The organism is Thomasclavelia spiroformis DSM 1552 (assembly GCF_025149465.1).
GTDB lineage: Bacteria > Bacillota_I > Bacilli_A > Erysipelotrichales > Coprobacillaceae > Thomasclavelia > Thomasclavelia spiroformis.
This window is the reverse complement of the sequence record NZ_CP102275.1, coordinates 1832515-1851409: the sequence shown is the minus strand read 5'-3', so window position 1 is coordinate 1851409 and position 18895 is coordinate 1832515. Positions and strand designations below refer to the sequence as shown.

Sequence of the window (18895 nt, the reverse complement as noted above, 5' to 3'; positions counted from 1 at the left end):
TTTTTGAAAAAATACATTATAAGATATCATTATATTTATTTGGTAAAATATATTTGCAGGATAATCAATATTATAAAAATATTTTTTTAAAACAATGATTGTAATATTTATTGATGATATAATTATTTTGAAAAAATCAATAAATTTTAATTTATGAAAGGAGTTTTATTAATGAAAAAAATAGTTGCGGATATTCATATGCATACTATTGTTAGTGGACATGCATATGGTACAATTAGAGAAATGGTATTATCAGCAAAAAAACAAAATTTATATTTAATCGGGATAAGTGAACATGGACCTGGTATACCTGGTACAGTAAATCCATTTTATTATTCTAATTTAGAAGTTATTACCAAAATAATTGATGGAATAGAAGTTATTCATGGATGTGAAATTAATGTATTAAATGGAGGGAGACTTTCTCTTGAACAAGATTATATAGATTATTTAGATTATGCAATCGTAGGTATTCATAGACAGTGTTATAAAGATGAGGGAATAGATAAGAATACAGATAATATTATTGAATGTATGAAAAATGAAAAAGTATTTTTTGTTTCTCATCCTGATGATGATCATACGCCATTAGACTATATTAGATTGGTGCAAGCTGCAAAACAATATCATGTAGCTTTAGAGGTAAATAATAGCTCATTAGTGAAGAAAAAATATAGGCTTAATTGTTATAGTAATTATGAAAAAATGTTAAGTCTTTGTCAGGAATATCAAGTTCCTATAATAATAAGTTCAGATGCTCATGATCCAAGTTGGGTTGGAAAATTTGATTTAGCTTATGAATTGTTGGAAAAGTTGAAAATAGATGAAAAATTGATATTAAATAATGATATTGATAAGTTGAAAAAGTTTATTAGAATAAGTTCACATAAAAGTATTTTGTAGACTAATAAATGTTAATTTATAGTGAAATTAAAACAATAAAAGATATAGCTAAATGTTTTTTTTTAATAAAATGTCTTTTGAAATATGTATTCTTTATATAGTTTTTACTATTTATTTATAAAATTTATCTTTAAATTAAGTAAAAAAAGTGTTTTAATATTTGATGGTGATAAATTTATTTAATTAGATGATGAATTTAAATAGTGCTCATTTAATCATATAAATTTAATTAATTTTAAATGCTCTTATATAACAAATAAAATTATTAAATTAATTTGGAAGTTTATTTTTTATTTTTGGATAAAAGAAGAGGTATTTAGAATTATGAAAGTAACATAATTTGGGCTTTTAAATACATTTATAAAATGTTATAATATCTTAGACTAAAGCTATAAAAGAGGAGCGTATTTCATGGCAAGTAGAAAAGAAGAAATTAGAAAAGAAATAAAAAAGAAGAATGAAAAAGAAGGTCTTAATCCTGAAGCAGTAAATAATATTGTTGATTTACAAGACCAAACTGGTGAAGATATTAAGGTAGAAGATTTCCAAGGGGTATATGATGGAAATGTTATTCCTTTTAGTACAACACCACATTCAACTAAAAAAAGTTTAATTGGAAAAATTAAAGGAATCTTTGATGATGAAAATAAACAATTAAAAAAGCTTGATAAAATGGCAGATCAAATTATTGCCTTAGAGTCAACTTATGAATCTTTAACAGATGAACAATTAGCTAATAAAACAAATGAATTCAAAGAAGCCTTAGCTAATGGAAAAACATTAGATGATATTATTATTGATGCTTTTGCAGTAGTTAGAGAAGCTGCGTATCGTAAATTAGGATTAAAAGCATTTAAAGTACAGTTAATGGGTGGTATTACTTTACACGAAGGTGATATTGCAGAAATGAAAACAGGTGAAGGGAAAACGTTAACATCTATTTTCCCAGTTTATTTAAACGCTTTAACAGGAAAAGGGGTACATGTAGTTACTGTAAATGACTATTTAGCAGGACGTGATGCTGCTAATAATGGTCAGGTATTTAACTTTTTGGGGCTTACAGTTGGTTTAAATAAACGTGAACTTACACCAGCACAAAAACAAGAAGCTCATGGTTGTGATGTTACTTATACAACTAATGCTGAACTTGGATTTGATTATTTAAGAGATAATATGGTGACTAAATTAGAAGATAAAGTATTAGTTCATGGTTTAAATTATGCTTTAATTGACGAAGTTGATTCTATTTTAATTGATGAATCTAGAACACCATTAATTATTTCTGGTGGACGTAAAAATACTGCTGCTTTATATTTACAAGCAGATCGTTTTGTTAAATCATTAAAGGCTGATGAAGATTATGAAGTTGATATCGAAAGTAAAACTGTTGCTTTAACAGCTCAAGGGATTACAAAAGCTGAAAAAGGATTTAAAATTTCAAACTTATATGATCCACAACATACATCATTAGTTCATCATATTAATCAAGCATTAAAAGCTAACTATGCAATGACTCGTGATGTCGAATATATGATTGCTACTGAAGATGGTAGTCGTGATATTAGAAATGCTAAAATTATGATTATTGATCAATTTACTGGACGTGTAATGCCAGGACGTGCTTATTCTGATGGTTTACATCAAGCTATTGAAGCTAAAGAAGGGGTACCAATTAAAGAAGAAACTGAGACACGTGCTACAATTACATATCAAAATTTCTTTAGATTATTTAATAAATTAGCAGGGATGACTGGTACTGCAAAAACAGAAGCAGAAGAATTTAGATTGATTTATAACATGCGTGTTATTGAAATTCCAACTAATAAACCAGTTATTCGTGATGATCGTAATGATAAAATCTATTCAACAAAAGTTAATAAATTTAAAGCGTTATGTGATGAAGTTGTTGCTCGTAATGCATATGGTCAACCTATTTTGATTGGTACAGTTTCTGTAGAAACATCAGAAGTGTTATCAAGAATGTTAGATCGTCGCAAAATTAAACATAACGTATTAAACGCTAAAAACCATGCTAAAGAAGCTGAAATTATTGAAAGAGCTGGTCAACGTGGAGCTGTTACGATTGCAACTAACATGGCTGGTCGTGGTACTGACATCAAATTAGGTAAAGGTGTTGCTGAAATTGGTGGTTTAGCTGTTATTGGTTCTGAACGTCATGAATCTAGACGTATTGACAATCAGTTGAGAGGACGTTCTGGTCGTCAAGGAGATCCAGGATATTCAGTGTTCTATGTATCTTTTGAAGATGAATTGATGGAACGTTTTGCAGGTGAAAGATTAAAATCATTTACAGAATATTTAGAAGATGATCAGGCAATTGAAAATAAAGTTGTTACAAAAGCTATTGAAAGTGCTCAAAAACGTGTAGAAGGTCAAAACTTTGATTCTCGTAAACATATTCTTGAATATGATGATGTAATGCGTCAACAACGTGAAATTATGTATAAAGAACGTGATGATATTATGTCTGAACAAAGTTTGGATGATATTATTAAGGGAATGTTTAATCAAGCAATTGAAATGACTGTAAAACATTTTACTAAAAATGATGGTAAACATGATGTGATTGATGTTGAGGGAGTTGTTGATTTTGTTGCCAAAAACTATATGTTATTGGTAGAAATTAATGCTACTAATTGTGAAGCATTAGTGCATGATCCTAAAAAATTAATTGATACACTTACTGAATTGGTATATAATCAATATAATAGTCGTTTTAATACAGAGTTAGAACCAGAAAGAAGATTACAATATGAAAGAAGTGTTCTTTTAGGAGTAATTGATTATACATGGATTAATCATATTGATGCTATGACTAAATTGCGTAACGGTATTTACTTAAGAGCTTATGCTCAGAAAGATCCATTAGCAGAATATACCGAAGAAGCATTCTATATGTTTGAACAGATGACTATGACAATTGCAGATACTATTTCTCGTAATATTATTCATATGGGTATTCGTCCAGGTAGTGAAATTGAACAAGCTATCCCACATTTAAAGATGGAACTTACTTTTAAATAATGGAATTATATGAGATTAAAAATGGGCTTAATAAAGCCCATTTATTAATAGAAGAGTTTTATCGTTCAATTGATATTGAAAGCTACCGTAGAGAAATAGAAGGACTTACAATTGTTACTGAACAGGATAATTTTTGGGATGATACAAATAAAGCTAAAATTACTTATGATAAATTAAATAAAATGAAAAAAATCGTTGATCAATATGATGTTTTAGCTACAACATTAAATAATCTTGATGAAACATATGAATTAGTAAAAAGTAGTGAAGAAGTAGAATTTTTGGAAATACTTGAAAGTGATTATCTTAAGTTTCAAGAAGATTTAGATAAATTTGAAAAGATGATGCTTTTATCTGGTGAACATGATAATTTAAATGCGATTGTTGAAATTCATCCTGGAGCTGGAGGAACAGAAAGTCAAGATTGGGCAGAGATGTTATTTAGAATGTATCAACGTTATGCCTCAAGAAAAGATTGGAAAGTTGAAGTGCTTGATTATCTTGATGGTGATGTTGCTGGGATTAAGTCGGTTACAATGCTTATTAAAGGGGAAGATGTATATGGTCATTTAAAAGCTGAAAAAGGTGTTCATCGATTAGTTCGATTATCACCATTTGATTCTGCTAAACGTCGACATACCTCATTTGCATCAGTTGATGTAATGCCTGAGTTTAATAATGAAATTGAGATAGATATAAAAAATGAGGATTTGAAAATTGATACCTATCGTGCTAGTGGTGCAGGTGGTCAACATATTAATAAAACTGATTCAGCAGTTAGAATTACACATATTCCTACTAATATTGTTGTAACTTGTCAAAGTCAGCGTAGCCAGATCAAAAATCGTGAACAAGCAATGATTATGCTTAAAAGTAAACTTTATCAATTAATGTTAGAAAAACAGGCAAGTGAATTAAAAGAGTTAAAAGGGGAACAAAAAGAAATAGCTTGGGGTTCTCAAATTCGTTCGTATGTTTTGCATCCATATTCATTAGTAAAAGATAATCGTAGTAATTATGAATCTAGTAATCCTAAAGCTGTTTTAGATGGGGATCTTGATGGATTTATATATGCCTATTTAAAAAGTACAATAGGAGGATAGTATGAAAAAGCGCGTTTATGAAACAATAATGATTATTATAGGTAATTTAATTTTAGCATTTGGATTATGTGCCTTTGTTACTCCAGTGGGGTTAATTAGTGGCGGTGCATCAGGGATTGGAATCGCAGTTAAATCAATAACTGGTATTAATATTTCATATACTGTGTATGTGATAAATTTTATTATGTTTGTTATTGGTTTCATTTTTTTAGGAAAAAAATTTGCTTTTGGCACTTTATTGAGTACATTTTTATATCCAACATTTATTGCTTTATTTGAAAGAATTCCCCAGCTTGCAAATATCACTAATGATATTTTACTTTCAGCGTTATATGGTGGTTTATGTATTGGATTAGGTTTAGGTTTGGTTTTAAGAGTTGGTGCTAGTACTGGAGGTATGGATATTCCCCCTTTATTAGTGAATAAAAAAACGGGGATCTCAGTCGCTTGGTTAATTAATATATTTGATTGTGGAATATTATTATTGCAAGTTATTTTTTGTCCAATTACGATTGAAGCAGTTTTATATGGGATAACGGTTGTAATTATTACTACGATTGTAGTAGATAAAGTAATTATTCTTGGTGAAACGAAAATACAGGTACTTGTTATTTCACCAAAGTGGCAGGAAATTCGCAAAATAATATTTGATGATATTAACCGTGGATGTACGTTATTAAATGTTACTACTGGATATTATCAAGATAAACAACTTGCAGTCATGGCTGTTGTTTCAAAACGTGAATTACATTTACTAAATGATATGATTTTAGAAATCGACCCTACTGCATTTATTATTAGTAATGAAACACATAGTGTTAAAGGAAGAGGGTTTACATTGCCATCTGTTGAATTACAAAAAAACAGAGATTTTCATAATTGAAACTCTGTTTTTTATTTATTATTTTAAGTCAATATATAATTCTACGTGACCACAATTAGGGCAATAGCGGCATTTTAATTCATGAGTTGTTTTTTTTAAGTTATCATCTTTAATGATTAATTCTAAATAACTTAAGGATGCAACACCACTATCTTTAATAAAGCAATTATCTTTTAAAATGTGGTTGCAGACTGGACAGTTTTTTTCTGTCATATTTTTACTCCTTTCTCTTTATATTTTTTTATTTAATTTTATTGTAGCATAAAAATATTGAGATTTGTCCCCTTTATTCGATAAAATATGCTATAATGGTTCACGAAGTATTAACATACTTTGAGTATAATGCTTTAGATAGATAGGAAAGGAGACAGTCGAAAGAACGGCAAAATATATGATAAAACTTACGAATGTAACAAAAATATATAAAACTGGAGTAAGAGCATTAAATAATATGAATCTTACAATTGAACCAGGCGAATTTGTGTATGTTATCGGAAGTACAGGTGCAGGAAAATCAACTTTTATTAAATTATTGTATCGAGAAGAAAAGGCAACTACAGGAAAAGTTGAGGTAGTTGGTCAAGATGTATCTAAAATAAAAAATAGTAAAGTACCATATTTCCGTCGTAATATTGGGGTAGTATTCCAAAATTTTAGACTATTACCTAAAAAAACTGTTTTTGAAAATGTTGCTTTTGCATTGGAAGTAATTGATACACCTAGAGTAGAAATTCGTCGTAGAGTAAGAGCTACTTTAGAATTAGTTGGACTTGAAGATAAAGTAAATTCTTTTCCACATGAATTATCAGGCGGACAACAGCAACGTGTTGCTATTGCAAGAGCTATCGTAAATAGACCTAAAGTATTGATTGCTGATGAACCAACAGGAAATTTAGATCCTGAAACATCAAAGGAAATCATCAGTTTACTTGAACGAATTAATGAAAAACAAAATACTACAGTATTAGTAGTTACTCATGATAGTAAAATAGTACAAGAACATAAGAAAAGAACTATTTTAATTGAAGATGGATGTGTTAATGCTGATACTAGTTTGGGAGGTTATGAAATTTAATGAATGAGTTAATTAGTTGTGTAAAAAATCTTCCGAAACATTTAAAAACAGCTCTTCAAAATATTTGGCGAAATGGTGTAATGTCAATTTCTTCAATTTTTGCAGTTACAATTACTTTGTTATTAATTGGAGTAATTGGAATACTTGCTTTAAATGTTCAAGATATGAGCTCTAGTATTGAAGAGGGTGTGCGTATTTATGTTAAATTAGAACGTGATATCGATAGTGCAAGAGAGCAAGCTATTGGTGATGAAATTAAGAATATTAAAGGTGTTGAAAAAGTAACTTTCTTTACTAAAGATGAAGAATTAGATAAGTTAATTGATAAACAAGGTGAGGATGGAGCCCGTTTATTTGAATCATATCGCGATGATAATCCATTAGGTGCTGCCTATGAAGTTGAAGCTAAGGATGCTTCAAAATTAGCTAATATTTCTGATAAAATTAGTAGTATTACAGGAGTTAATACTGTTAACTATGGTGGTGAATCAACTCAAGATATGGTTAAGACATTGCAAACAATTCGAACTGGTGGAACCATTTTTGTTGTTGCCTTAGCTGTTGTTGCATTATTTATGATTGCTAATACAATCAAAATCACAATTACTGCTCGTCAAACTGAAATTAGTATTATGCGAATGGTTGGAGCAAGTAACTGGTATATTCGTATTCCATTCATGCTTGAAGGGATGTTAATTGGTCTTATTGGAGCAATAATTCCAGTTATTGTATTAGTATTTGGATATGGGATGATTTATGATTATGTTGGCGGAATGTTTATGTCGGCAATGCTTTCATTAAAAGAACCTATGCCATTTATTCGAGATTTTTCATTAATCTTAGTAGCTCTTGGTGCTGGTGTAGGATTAGTTGGAAGTTTTGTTTCAATTAGACGTTTTTTAAAGATTTAAATAATTAAAAGCAGAAAAGGTTATTCTTTTCTGTTTTTATTAGGGGAAAATATATGAAAATAATAGAGAAATTAAATGAAGATTATTTGAATAATGTAGATTTTATTTATATTTATAAACATGGTGCTAAAATTATTAAATTTGATTTGCAATTATGGGTTTTTTATTTTAATGATGTTTATTTTATTAAAGGTGTACAAAGAGCAATAATTGATTTTTTGAATACTTTATCAGGAAATTTAAAATTAGTGATTCATAATAGCTCTTATGATCAGTTACTTAAAGAAAAATTTAATTTAGAACCTAAAATCATTGCTTATCAATATAGTTATTTAAAAAAATATGTTACAATATCAACAGAAATAAAAATAAAACCAATTGGAATAGAATATCTAAATTTTATTGAACAAAATTATTTAGCACCAGTTGATCATCAATATTTACAAAAGAGACTGGATGACAATGTATTTGTTGGAGCATTCATTGGAGATGAAATCGTCGGTTTTGCGGGGATTCATGATGAAGGAACGATTGGCTTTGTAGAAGTGCTTAAAAAATATCGTCGAATGAAAATTGGTACGGCTTTAGAAATATATTTAATTGATCGATTATTAAAAACTAAAGAAGATGTATATCTTCAAGTAGAAACTAATAATGATGTTTCAATGAGATTCCATGAAAAATTAGGTTTTTTGCGTGGAGATGATATTATATCCTGGTATTTATAGGGGGAAATAAAATGGAAGAATATAGTTTTGATGACTTGAAATATTTACAAATACCATTACCAGAAGAATTATTAAAATTAAAATGGTTTGGTGATTTTGAAAGAATGAATAAGAACATAGAAATGAAATTGTCAAAAGATATTTCTATAGGCTTAAAAAAGAGGTTGATTCATGAACAAGAAATAATTAAAAGAATGCCAAAAGAATATCCATTATCTTATCAAGAAGCATTAGATATTTGTTGTAGTAAGTTTATTGATTTTAAAGAAGAAGAGTTAATTCAATTACAAGATGAAAATGCTGTAGAATGGATATTTATAAATGGTAAACCTAAATTTAGAAATGATTTTTTTGATAATATTTTAAAGACAAGAAATGATTATGTTAAAAGATTAAAGAATAAAAATGAAATTGAAAGTAGAGAAAATAATTTTAAATTGTTAAATGATACTATGCATGAAATTAAAGAAAAAGGGAAATTGACATATCATTTCCATTTAAAGACTGGAATTATTCTTAATGATAATACACCAAAAAAAGCAAGAGTACATTTACCCTTGCCACTAGAAAACTGTCAGGTAAGCAATTTTAAGCTATTAAAAACAATTCCTGAATATAAAAGTTTAAATAAAGGTGATTATCCACAACGAACAATCTATTTTGAAGATGATAAAAAAGAATATTATGTTGAATACGAATATGATAATACGATTGAATATGTTGACCTTGATGCAAATAAGGTTTCTAAAAGTCAGCCAACATTTTATCTACATGAACAAGCACCACATATCGTCTTTACTCCATATATAAAAGAACTTGCAAAAGAAATAGTTAAAGATGAAACAAATAATCTAGTTAAAGCTAAATTAATATATGAATATATTACAACACATGTTACATATTCGTTTGTTCGAAATTATTATACTATTCCCAATATTCCTGAATATGGGGCATTAGGTGGTAAAGGTGATTGTGGAATACAAGCGTTATTATTTATTACTTTATGTCGATGTGTAAATATTCCTGCAACCTGGCAAGCTGGTTTATATGTAACTCCATATGATATTGGCAATCATGATTGGGCAAGATTTTATGTAGCTCCATATGGTTGGTTATATGCAGATTGTTCGTTTGGTGGCAGTGCTTATCGAAATGGCGATAAAGAAAGATGGCAATATTATTTTGGACATTTAGACCCATTTAGAATGCCTGCTAATAGTGATTATCAATTTGATTTATTTCCAACCAAAAAGTTTATTCGCCAAGATCCTTATGATAATCAAACTGGAGAAGCCGAGTATGAAGATCGAGGTTTATATTTAGATGATTATCAGTTACATTTAGAAGTAATAGAAATTACTAAAAAATAAAATGTTTATTTTAAAGAGCCAGATTGGCTCTTTTCTTGTTTTTCTAATAATTCTAACCAACGTTCATTTTTTGAATCTAATTGTTTAACTAAATCATCACGTAAGTTTGATAATTCAATTAATTTATTAAAATCATTTTGATATTCATTCATTTTATCATTGATTGTTTCAATCTGTTGCTCTAAATCTAAAATAATTCCTTCCATTGCTTCTAGTTCTTGTTTTTCTTTAGAAGTCAATTTTATTTGTTGTTGTTTCTGTAACATCTTTTGTTCTTTATATCTTAATGCCCCATCACCCTTAGTTTTAGAAATCGAATTACTAATATCAAGATAACTACTATAACCACCATTACAATATGTAATTTGCCTATCTTTAAAGACAAATAAGCTATCACAAATACGATCTAAAAAATAACGATCATGAGAAACAGTTATAATAATGCCATTAAAGCTATCTAAATAATCTTCTAAAATAGCTAAAGTTGTAATATCTAAATCATTAGTAGGTTCATCAAATAATAAAACATTAGGGGCTTGCATTAAAATATTTAATAAATATAGACGTCTTTTTTCCCCACCAGATAGTCTAGAAATATATGTATGTTGCAGCGATGAATCAAATAAAAAACGTTCGCACATTTGTTTTGCACTAAATGTACCTTCAAGGGTTATTAAATTATTACTTGTTTGTTTTATAAAATCAATAACACGCATATTTTCATCTAAATCATCACAAGTTTGTTTAAAATATCCTATTTTGATTGTATCGCCATAGATAACTTCACCATTAGTTGGTTTTAGTTCTTTTGCAATAATTTTTAGTAAAGTTGATTTACCACAACCATTTACACCAATGATTCCAATACGATCAGTACGTTTAAATAAATAAGAAAAATTATTAAATAAAATTAAATCATCAAATTGGACACTGATATTTTTAAGTTCAATTGTTTTCTTCCCAAGTCTTGAAGCAACATTGATCATTTCTACTTTATTTACAGTTTGAATATCATCGATATTGTTTAACTGCTCAAAACGTTGAATTCTTTCTTTACTTTTAGTACTTCTAGCTTGTACTCCTGCTCTAATCCATTCAAGTTCTTTTTTTAAAAATAATTTTCTTTTACGCTGGTTTGCAAGTGCTTCTTCTTCACGTTTAGCCTTTAAATCAAGAAATTTAGAATAATTAGCTTTATATTCATATATTTTGCAACGATCGATTTCAATAATTTTATTAGCAACTCTTTCTAAAAAATAACGATCATGTGTAACCATAAAAATAGCTTTATTGAATTTGATTAGATATTTTTCTAGATATTCAATCATTTCATTATCTAGATGGTTAGTAGGTTCATCAAGAATTAATAAATCACATGGTTTTAATAAAGTAATTGCAAGAGCAACTCTTTTTTGTTGACCACCAGATAATTGTTTGATTAATTGTTGATGATTTGTTATCCCTAATTTATTTAACATGGCTTTAATTTCATATTCATTTACTTTACTTTGATCAATGATATCGTATACTTGTTCAATTACAGTATTATTTTCATTGAAATCAGGGTTTTGAGGTAAATATGAAATTGTTATATCTTTTTTTTGAATAATTTCACCTTGATATGTTTCTTGGTTGGCGAGTATTTTTAGTAATGTACTTTTTCCAGTACCGTTGATGCCGATTAAAGCAACTTTATCATTTTCTTCAATTGAAAAAGAAACTTCATCGACAATTTTTTTAATTCCGTTTGTTTTAGATAAATTCTTTACACTTATTAACATAGTATTCTCCTTGTTTAATATTTTAACATGTAATTAGTATTTGTAAATTAATTTTAGATAAATGTAAACATTCGCATGTGATCTTATCTTATCTAAACATAAGTTATATTAGGAGGTGATAATAATGGGAATGCCACAAATCGATTGTATGCCAATTAAAAAAGAAAGTGCTTTAACATCTTTGTTACAATCAATTGCATTACAAGAAGCTGCATTAGCACATATCTTAAATGCTGAAGGAGAAAAAATTCAAAGAGTAGTATGTGAAGCAAAATGTGTTGATGATCTTTTGAATGTCAATGAATCTGTTACTAATACAATTCAAGCTGTTAGTACACTTGAAGAAATGCTTAAAGATAAAGCAATTGCAGTTATTGACGAACTTAGTGGGCGTGTATGTTAGCTTGCTAGTATATAGCACTTAGATTAATCTAAGTGCTATTTTCTTTAATATATGTTATAATTAATGATAAATTGAAAGTGAGTTGACACTATGTTTGAACGAGAAAATAGTTCTTATCATCTTACAATCATGGAATTAAAGGACTATATTGATAATTCATTATGGAGTGATTTTCATTTACATATAACAGATATTTATCATTTAAACGTTATTTGAATTTAGTAAATGCAGTTATGAATTTGGCTGGAATGTTAAATTTAAAAAAGGAAACAAGACATTATGTACAATATATCCTAAAAAAATTATTTTACAGTGATGATCGTTATTGATCGTAAAGAAAAGGAATATTTTGAAAGTAGTTTAACTTCTTTTGGTAAAAAAATACGAGATATTTATAAACAAACAAAAAAAGGAAATGGTCAAAGGTGGTTAATGATAGATTTAAAAGATCATGATATTTGTTATGAAGATGTAAAAAAAGATTTTAGCGATTAGCGCAATGAACTTTTAGTTTGATTACATAGTCATGTGAAAATCACATGACTTTTTAAATAACTGGATTTACTTATTTATGGTGGTTATAAAGATATGGTATAATAAAATAAGGTGATTATAATGAAACTTATTAAACAAGAGTATGTAGATAAAGGTTTACCAAGAGGTTGGAAACCTTATTATATTTATCAAATAGTTGTAAATAATGAAGTAGTAGGAAAAGTAGTATTACGTGAAGGAACACTTGAAGAGCGTTATTATGACGGTCATGTTGGTTATAGTGTTGATAAACAATATCGAGGGCATAATTATGCTTATCAAGCAGTAATGTTATTAAAAAAAGAAGCATTGTTGTTAGGTTTTGATAAGTTAATAATAACGTGTTCTCCTGATAATTTAGCATCTAAAAAGACAATTTTAAAATTAAATGCTCAGTATTTACAAACAGTAATGATTCCAAAGGAATTAAGAAAAGATTTTGATGAAGATGAAATCAAAAAAGAAGTATATTTATTAGAGTTAGGAAGGTAGAAGATGAGATTTTTACATATTAGTGATATACATTTAGGTAAATTACTGTTTCAACAGAATTTACTAGAAATACAGATTGATTTATTGAATCAAATAATTAATTATTTAGTTGATAATGATATAGATGTTTTAATTATGGCTGGAGATATTTATGATCGTAGCGTACCTAGTAACGAAGCAATTGAGGCTTTAAATGATTTTTTATCTTTATTGATATTAAAGCATCATAAAAAAGTATTGATGATTGCTGGTAATCATGATAGTGCTACAAGATTATCTTTTGCAAGTGGATTATTGAAACAAGAGGGATTATATATTGAGGCTTTTGTTCAAGAGGAAATGAAACCAGTTGTAATTGACGGAGTTAATTTTTATTTATTACCGTTTTTTAAACCATCATATATTCGTTATTTATATAATGATGAAAGCATTACTACTTATCAAGATGCATTTGCAGCTTATATGAAAAGACAAAAGATCAATCTTGATGAAACTAATGTCTTGATTACACATCAATTTATTGCTGGTAATAAAGAGGTTATAAAAAGTGAAAGTGAAGCTGTATTAAGTGTTGGTGGTAGTGAAATTATTGATGTTTCGCTAGTTAAGCAATTTGATTATGTTGCTTTGGGTCATATTCATGCACCACAACAAATTTCTTGTGATACGATTCGTTATAGTGGTAGTTTAATGCGTTATTCTTTTGATGAAGTTAAACAAAAAAAGAGTATTGTTGATGTTTCAATAGCTAATAAAAAAGCGACATATCAATTAGTTGAGTTAAAACCAAAGCAAGATTTAATCAAAATAACAGGATATTTTGATGAAGTTATGAATTATGATAATAATCATAATGATTTTATTGCAGTTGAATTATTAGATACAAAAATTGTTCCTAATGCTATCGATTATTTAAGAAAGAAATATGAAAATGTTTTACAAATAACATATCCAAATTTAATTTCAAAACAAATTACAAATAATACCAAAGCTGATATTGGTTTTGAAAAACTTTCTTCACTTGAATTATTTGAGCAATTTTATGAAAAAATCAAAGGAAGTAAGCTAGATAAGGAGGCAAAAGCATTGGTTGCAGAAATATTAAAGGAGGAACATAATAGTGATACCAAATAGTTTAATAATGTCAGCTTTTGGTCCTTATCAAAATGTTGTAGAAATTAATTTTGATATTTTTAAACAAGATGGTCTATTTTTAATTACTGGACCAACAGGGGCTGGTAAAACGATGATTTTTGATGCTATTACATTTGCCTTATATGGTGTTTCTAGTGGGGGTGAACGTAGTGTAGAACAATTTAGATGTAATAATGCTGAAAATGATGTTGCTACATATGTAATTTTAGATTTTACATTGCATAATCAACGGTATGTGATTAAACGTTCACCAAAATATACTTTAGAAGGAAGAAAAACTCCTAAAATGCCTACGGCATTATTAACATTACCTAATGGTAAAATTGTTGATGGAGTAAAAGAAGTAAATGCTAAAGTAAAAGAGCTTTTAGGAATTGATGAAAAGCAATTTAAACAAATTGCAATGATTGCCCAAGGTAAATTTACAGAGTTGATATATGCTGGTAGTGATGAAAGAGAAAAGGTATTAAGAAATTTGTTTAAAACTGATAATCTAGTTTATTTAGAAGAACAGTTAAAAGATAAAGTAAGAGAATATCGTAATAAATATGATGTATTATTTAGACAACGTGAATTATTAAAAGAAAATTTAGATATTGAAGATGATAATTATCAGGATTATTTAAACGATTTTGAAAAAAAATTAAATGATGATGAAAAAAGATATCAAGAGCAGTTTGAAAAATATACCCAAATAAATCAATTATTAAATATTACAACTTTGAATAATCAAAGACTTGATAAACTTGATAATTTAAAAATAAAATTAAATAATTATCTAGATAATGAAAAATATTATCAAGAATTAAAAGAAAATATTGCTCTGTTAAAAAAGGCAATGAGTTTACAAACAGATTATCAAAATACAGTACATTGTAAAATAAAAATTGATAAATTATTAAAAGATTATCAAAATACAAAAGATACAAAAGAAAAAATAAAAAAAGAATTAGTAGATAAAGAAAAAAAATATCAAAAAAAATCTACTTATCAAAATCAAAAATCTAAATTACAACTAGAACTACAAAAAAATAAAGAATTAAAACAAAAATATCAAGAATATCAAAAAGATGTTTTAAAACAAACTTCAATAAATAAACAAATCAACATTATTAAAAGTAAACTAGTAGGTTTAGAAGATAAGCAACAAAAATATCAGAAGATGATTGAAAGTGATAATGATAGTGTTTCTAAATTAGATAAATTGAAAAGTGATTATAAATTAGTTGATAAAGAATATCAAAAATTACATCAATATAAATTACAAGTACATCAATTAAGTGAAGATTATGATAAATTATTATTTGCTGAAGAGGAAAATTATGATTTGCAAGATGAATACCAAAGAGTAGAAAGTATTTATATGGAAGAAAAGGTAAAATATGATACTCTTGAAAATCGTTTTCGTTTAAGCCAAGCGGGGATTTTAGCTAGTCAATTGAAGGAAAATCAGCCTTGTCCTGTGTGTGGTTCATTAAATCATCCTCATTTAGCTAATTTTAATGAAGGAATTGTTTATCAGGAGGATTTAAAAAATGCTAAACAGGTATTTGATAAATGTAGCGAGCGTAGAAATGATTTGTATAATACATTAATGTTAAAAAAACAAGAAATTGTTTTGCTTCAAAATAAGTTAAATAGTGATTCTAAGCGTTTAGGAATTGAAGAGGAGTTAGATAAGGAAGTTTTTATTAAGGTACTTGGGAGTGTTAATATTGAAGAAAAGAGTTTGTTTGATAGAGCTAAAGAGCTAAATGATGAAATTATTTATTTGAATAAATTAAAAATTAGTTTAGATAATCATCGTAATGATTTAAAAATAATTGAAAAGCAAATAAGTGATGCTATTGAACAGATGGATCTTTATAAAGCGTCCTTAAATCAAATTGTTGGTAGAATTAAGTCTTTGGATCATTTAAAAGAATTAAGTGATGATAAGATTAATAAGATGATTAGTGATAATGAAAAAGAAATTATTAATTTGGATTTATTGATTAATCGTCTTGAAAGTGAGTATCGCAGTTTAAATGATAAGTATATTCAATTAGAAACTAATACACAGTTGATTGATAAACAATTAAGTGATGAAAATAGTAATTATCAAAAATTAATGACTATTTATAAAAATGGACTTAATGAATTGTTTGATAGTGAAGAAGTATTTTTAGCTTTATCATTGCAATTAGATACATTGATTGATAAAGAAAAAGAATATAATGATTATTTAATTGGTAAAGAGACGTTACAAAATCAAATTAAAGAATTAAAAGAAGAGTTAAAAGATGTAAAATATATTGATATTACTCAAATGAAAAAATATAGTAATTGTTTAAAAGAACAGTTAAATAATTTACAAATTGATTTGAATAAGCAAAAAGTAAAATTAATTACTCTTCGTAATACAATTGAAAATATTATAAATATTGATAAACAATTAAATGATAGTTATGATATTTATCAACAGTATTTGGATTTAAGTGAATTGACATCAGGTAAAAATAAGTATCGAATTTCATTTGAACGATATGTTTTAGCTGCTTATTTTGAAAATATTTTAACTTATGCTAATATTTTATTGAAACGAATGTCTCAAGGAAGATATCAGTTATATCGGCGTGATAATCGCTCTAAAGGGGCGGGAAAACAAGGATTGGAATTAGATGTTTTGGATTTAGAAAATGGGATGCTTAGAGATGTTAAGACGTTATCTGGGGGAGAATCGTTTAAAGCAGCATTGTCTTTAGCATTAGGTTTATCTAAAATGATTCAAAGTTTTACTGGAGGAATTGAGCTAAATACATTATTTATTGATGAAGGATTTGGTTCTTTAGATAGTCAGTCATTAGATCAAGCGATTGATTGTTTGATCGATTTACAGCAAGATGGAAAATTAATCGGAATAATTTCTCATGTTAGTGAGTTAAAAGAAAGGATAGATCATAAAATTATTCTTTCTAGAGTGAATAAAGAAACGTATATTTCTATTGAATAATGTAGATATAAATAGTAAAATAAACGGTGATTATAAGGAGATGAGGAAAAATAATGGCAAATAATAAGAAAAATGATGCGATATGTGCAATGGAAGATGATTTTGCACAATGGTATACCGATGTATGTAAAAAAGCTGAATTAATGGATTATAGTAGTATAAAAGGTTTTATTATCTATCGACCATACAGTTATGCAATGTGGGAAGCAATACAACAATATATGGATAAACGTTTTAAAGAAACTGGTCATGAAAATGTTTATATGCCAATGCTTATTCCCCAATCATTATTACAAAAAGAATCTGATCATGTTGAAGGGTTTGCGCCTGAATGTGCAATCGTAACTAAAGGTGGTATGGATAATTTAGAAGAAAATTTAATTATTCGTCCAACTTCAGAAACTTTATTTTGTGAACATTATGCAAAAATTGTAAATTCATATCGTGATTTACCAAAATTATATAATCAATGGTGTTCAGTTGTTCGTTGGGAAAAAACAACACGGCCTTTTTTAAGAGGTTCAGAATTTTTATGGCAAGAAGGGCATACTATTCATGCTACTAAAGAAGAAGCGTATCATGAAACTTTACAAATGTTAAAAATATATGAAGAAACAGCAAGAGATTTACTTGCTATTCCAATGGTTACTGGTCGTAAAACAGAACGTGAAAAATTTGCTGGAGCTGAAGCTACATATACAATTGAAGCTTTGATGCATGATGGAAAAGCATTACAATCAGGAACTACTCATTACTTTGGACAAGGTTTTGCCAAAGCATTTGATATGAAATTTTTATCAAAAGAAAATAAATTAGAGTATGTATATCAAACTTCATGGGGTGTATCGACACGTTTATTAGGTGCAATTATTATGGTTCATGGAGATAATAATGGTTTAGTTTTACCACCACGTGTGGCACCAATTCAAGTAATGATTATTCCAATTCAACAGCAAAAAGAAGGTGTGTTAGATAAAGCTTATGAATTAGAACAAAGATTAAAAGCTGTTGGGATTAGAGTCAAAGTTGATGCTAGTGATAAAACACCAGGATGGAAATTTTCTGATGCTGAAATGCGTGGAATTCCATTAAGACTTGAAATTGGACCTAAAGATATTGCTAATGATGTTTGTGTTCTAGCAAAAAGAAATGATGGTATGAAAGCTGTTTATTCTTTAGATGGAAGTCTTGAGGATACGATTAAACAGTTATTGGATACTATCCATCAAGAAATGTATCAAAAAGCTTTAAAACATCGTGATGAAAATATTCGTCAAGCTAACAATTATGATGAATTTAAAGAAATCCTTGAAACTAAAGGTGGATATATTAAAATGATGTGGTGTGGCGATGAAGAGTGTGAGGTTAAAATTAAAGAAGAAACTGGAGCTACAAGTCGTTGTATTAAAGAAGATGAAGAAGCATTTGGAGATGTTTGTCCAATTTGTGGACGTCCTGCTAAAAAAGTTGTTTATTTTGCTAAAGCTTATTAATGTTAAAAATTATAATACTATCTAACC

Annotated in this window: 16 protein-coding genes and 1 pseudogene; 15 read left to right on the top strand and 2 right to left on the bottom strand. The window is 27.7% G+C overall.

Annotated features, from left to right (window positions below):
- Positions 1 to 171 precede the first annotated feature (171 nt).
- From NQ543_RS08940 to NQ543_RS08925, 4 genes are all read left to right on the top strand, one after another.
- A complete protein-coding gene (locus tag NQ543_RS08940) occupies positions 172 to 903 on the top strand; it encodes a phosphatase (RefSeq protein ID WP_039903504.1) in 732 nt (243 codons plus the stop codon).
- Positions 904 to 1314: 411 nt separating this feature from the next.
- A complete protein-coding gene (gene secA, locus NQ543_RS08935) occupies positions 1315 to 3948 on the top strand; it encodes a preprotein translocase subunit SecA (RefSeq protein WP_004608919.1) in 2634 nt (877 codons plus the stop codon).
- Entirely contained in the window at positions 3948 to 5051 is a 1104-nt protein-coding gene (prfB, locus tag NQ543_RS08930; RefSeq protein ID WP_004608918.1) for a peptide chain release factor 2, read from the top strand. Before secA ends, prfB begins: the two co-directional genes overlap by 1 nt.
- Position 5052: 1 nt before the next feature.
- Positions 5053 to 5934: a YitT family protein gene (locus NQ543_RS08925; protein ID WP_004608917.1), complete on the top strand. Its 882-nt coding sequence runs from the start codon at positions 5053 to 5055 to the stop codon at positions 5932 to 5934.
- A gap of 18 nt (positions 5935 to 5952) precedes the next feature.
- On the opposite strand, the gene NQ543_RS08920 is transcribed toward NQ543_RS08925, so the two are convergent.
- A complete protein-coding gene (locus NQ543_RS08920) occupies positions 5953 to 6147 on the bottom strand; it encodes a hypothetical protein (RefSeq protein ID WP_004608916.1) in 195 nt (64 codons plus the stop codon).
- 178 nt (positions 6148 to 6325) lie between these two features.
- Between NQ543_RS08920 and ftsE the strand changes: the two genes are divergently transcribed.
- From ftsE to NQ543_RS08900, 4 genes are read left to right on the top strand one after another with little or no spacing between them, the layout of a single operon-like run.
- Positions 6326 to 7009: a cell division ATP-binding protein FtsE gene (gene ftsE, locus NQ543_RS08915; RefSeq protein WP_004608915.1), complete on the top strand. Its 684-nt coding sequence runs from the start codon at positions 6326 to 6328 to the stop codon at positions 7007 to 7009.
- Positions 7009 to 7920: a permease-like cell division protein FtsX gene (gene ftsX, locus NQ543_RS08910; RefSeq protein WP_004608914.1), complete on the top strand. Its 912-nt coding sequence runs from the start codon at positions 7009 to 7011 to the stop codon at positions 7918 to 7920. Before ftsE ends, ftsX begins: the two co-directional genes overlap by 1 nt.
- Before the next feature lie 53 nt (positions 7921 to 7973).
- On the top strand, positions 7974 to 8648 hold the full coding sequence (locus tag NQ543_RS08905) for a GNAT family N-acetyltransferase (RefSeq protein ID WP_004608913.1): 675 nt from the start codon (positions 7974 to 7976) through the stop codon (positions 8646 to 8648).
- 11 nt (positions 8649 to 8659) lie between these two features.
- Complete coding sequence (locus tag NQ543_RS08900; protein ID WP_004608912.1) at positions 8660 to 10018, top strand: transglutaminase-like domain-containing protein; 1359 nt, start codon at positions 8660 to 8662, stop codon at positions 10016 to 10018.
- A 5-nt stretch (positions 10019 to 10023) separates the two neighbouring features.
- On the opposite strand, the gene NQ543_RS08895 is transcribed toward NQ543_RS08900, so the two are convergent.
- Positions 10024 to 11799, bottom strand: a complete 1776-nt coding sequence (locus NQ543_RS08895) for an ABC-F family ATP-binding cassette domain-containing protein (protein ID WP_004608911.1) — start codon at positions 11797 to 11799, stop codon at positions 10024 to 10026.
- 124 nt (positions 11800 to 11923) lie between these two features.
- Between NQ543_RS08895 and NQ543_RS08890 the strand changes: the two genes are divergently transcribed.
- The 7 genes and pseudogenes from NQ543_RS08890 to proS all read left to right on the top strand — a co-directional run bounded on the left by NQ543_RS08890 (position 11924) and on the right by proS (position 18868).
- Entirely contained in the window at positions 11924 to 12202 is a 279-nt protein-coding gene (locus NQ543_RS08890; RefSeq protein WP_004608910.1) for an alpha-helical endospore appendage domain-containing protein, read from the top strand.
- A 90-nt stretch (positions 12203 to 12292) separates the two neighbouring features.
- A complete protein-coding gene (locus NQ543_RS08885; RefSeq protein ID WP_004608909.1) occupies positions 12293 to 12418 on the top strand; it encodes a hypothetical protein in 126 nt (41 codons plus the stop codon).
- Positions 12419 to 12473: 55 nt separating this feature from the next.
- A pseudogene (locus NQ543_RS08880) lies at positions 12474 to 12697 on the top strand (DUF3788 family protein); the annotation flags it as partial.
- Between the two features lie 120 nt (positions 12698 to 12817).
- Positions 12818 to 13228 (top strand): GNAT family N-acetyltransferase, encoded by a 411-nt coding sequence (locus NQ543_RS08875; RefSeq protein WP_004608907.1) that lies wholly within the window; start codon positions 12818 to 12820, stop codon positions 13226 to 13228.
- Positions 13229 to 13231: 3 nt separating this feature from the next.
- Positions 13232 to 14362: an exonuclease SbcCD subunit D gene (locus NQ543_RS08870; protein ID WP_004608906.1), complete on the top strand. Its 1131-nt coding sequence runs from the start codon at positions 13232 to 13234 to the stop codon at positions 14360 to 14362.
- Complete coding sequence (locus NQ543_RS08865) at positions 14349 to 17375, top strand: AAA family ATPase (RefSeq protein ID WP_039903501.1); 3027 nt, start codon at positions 14349 to 14351, stop codon at positions 17373 to 17375. The genes NQ543_RS08870 and NQ543_RS08865 overlap by 14 nt, the downstream gene beginning before the upstream one ends.
- Before the next feature lie 53 nt (positions 17376 to 17428).
- A complete protein-coding gene (gene proS, locus NQ543_RS08860) occupies positions 17429 to 18868 on the top strand; it encodes a proline--tRNA ligase (RefSeq protein WP_004608904.1) in 1440 nt (479 codons plus the stop codon).
- Positions 18869 to 18895: the final 27 nt, after the last annotated feature.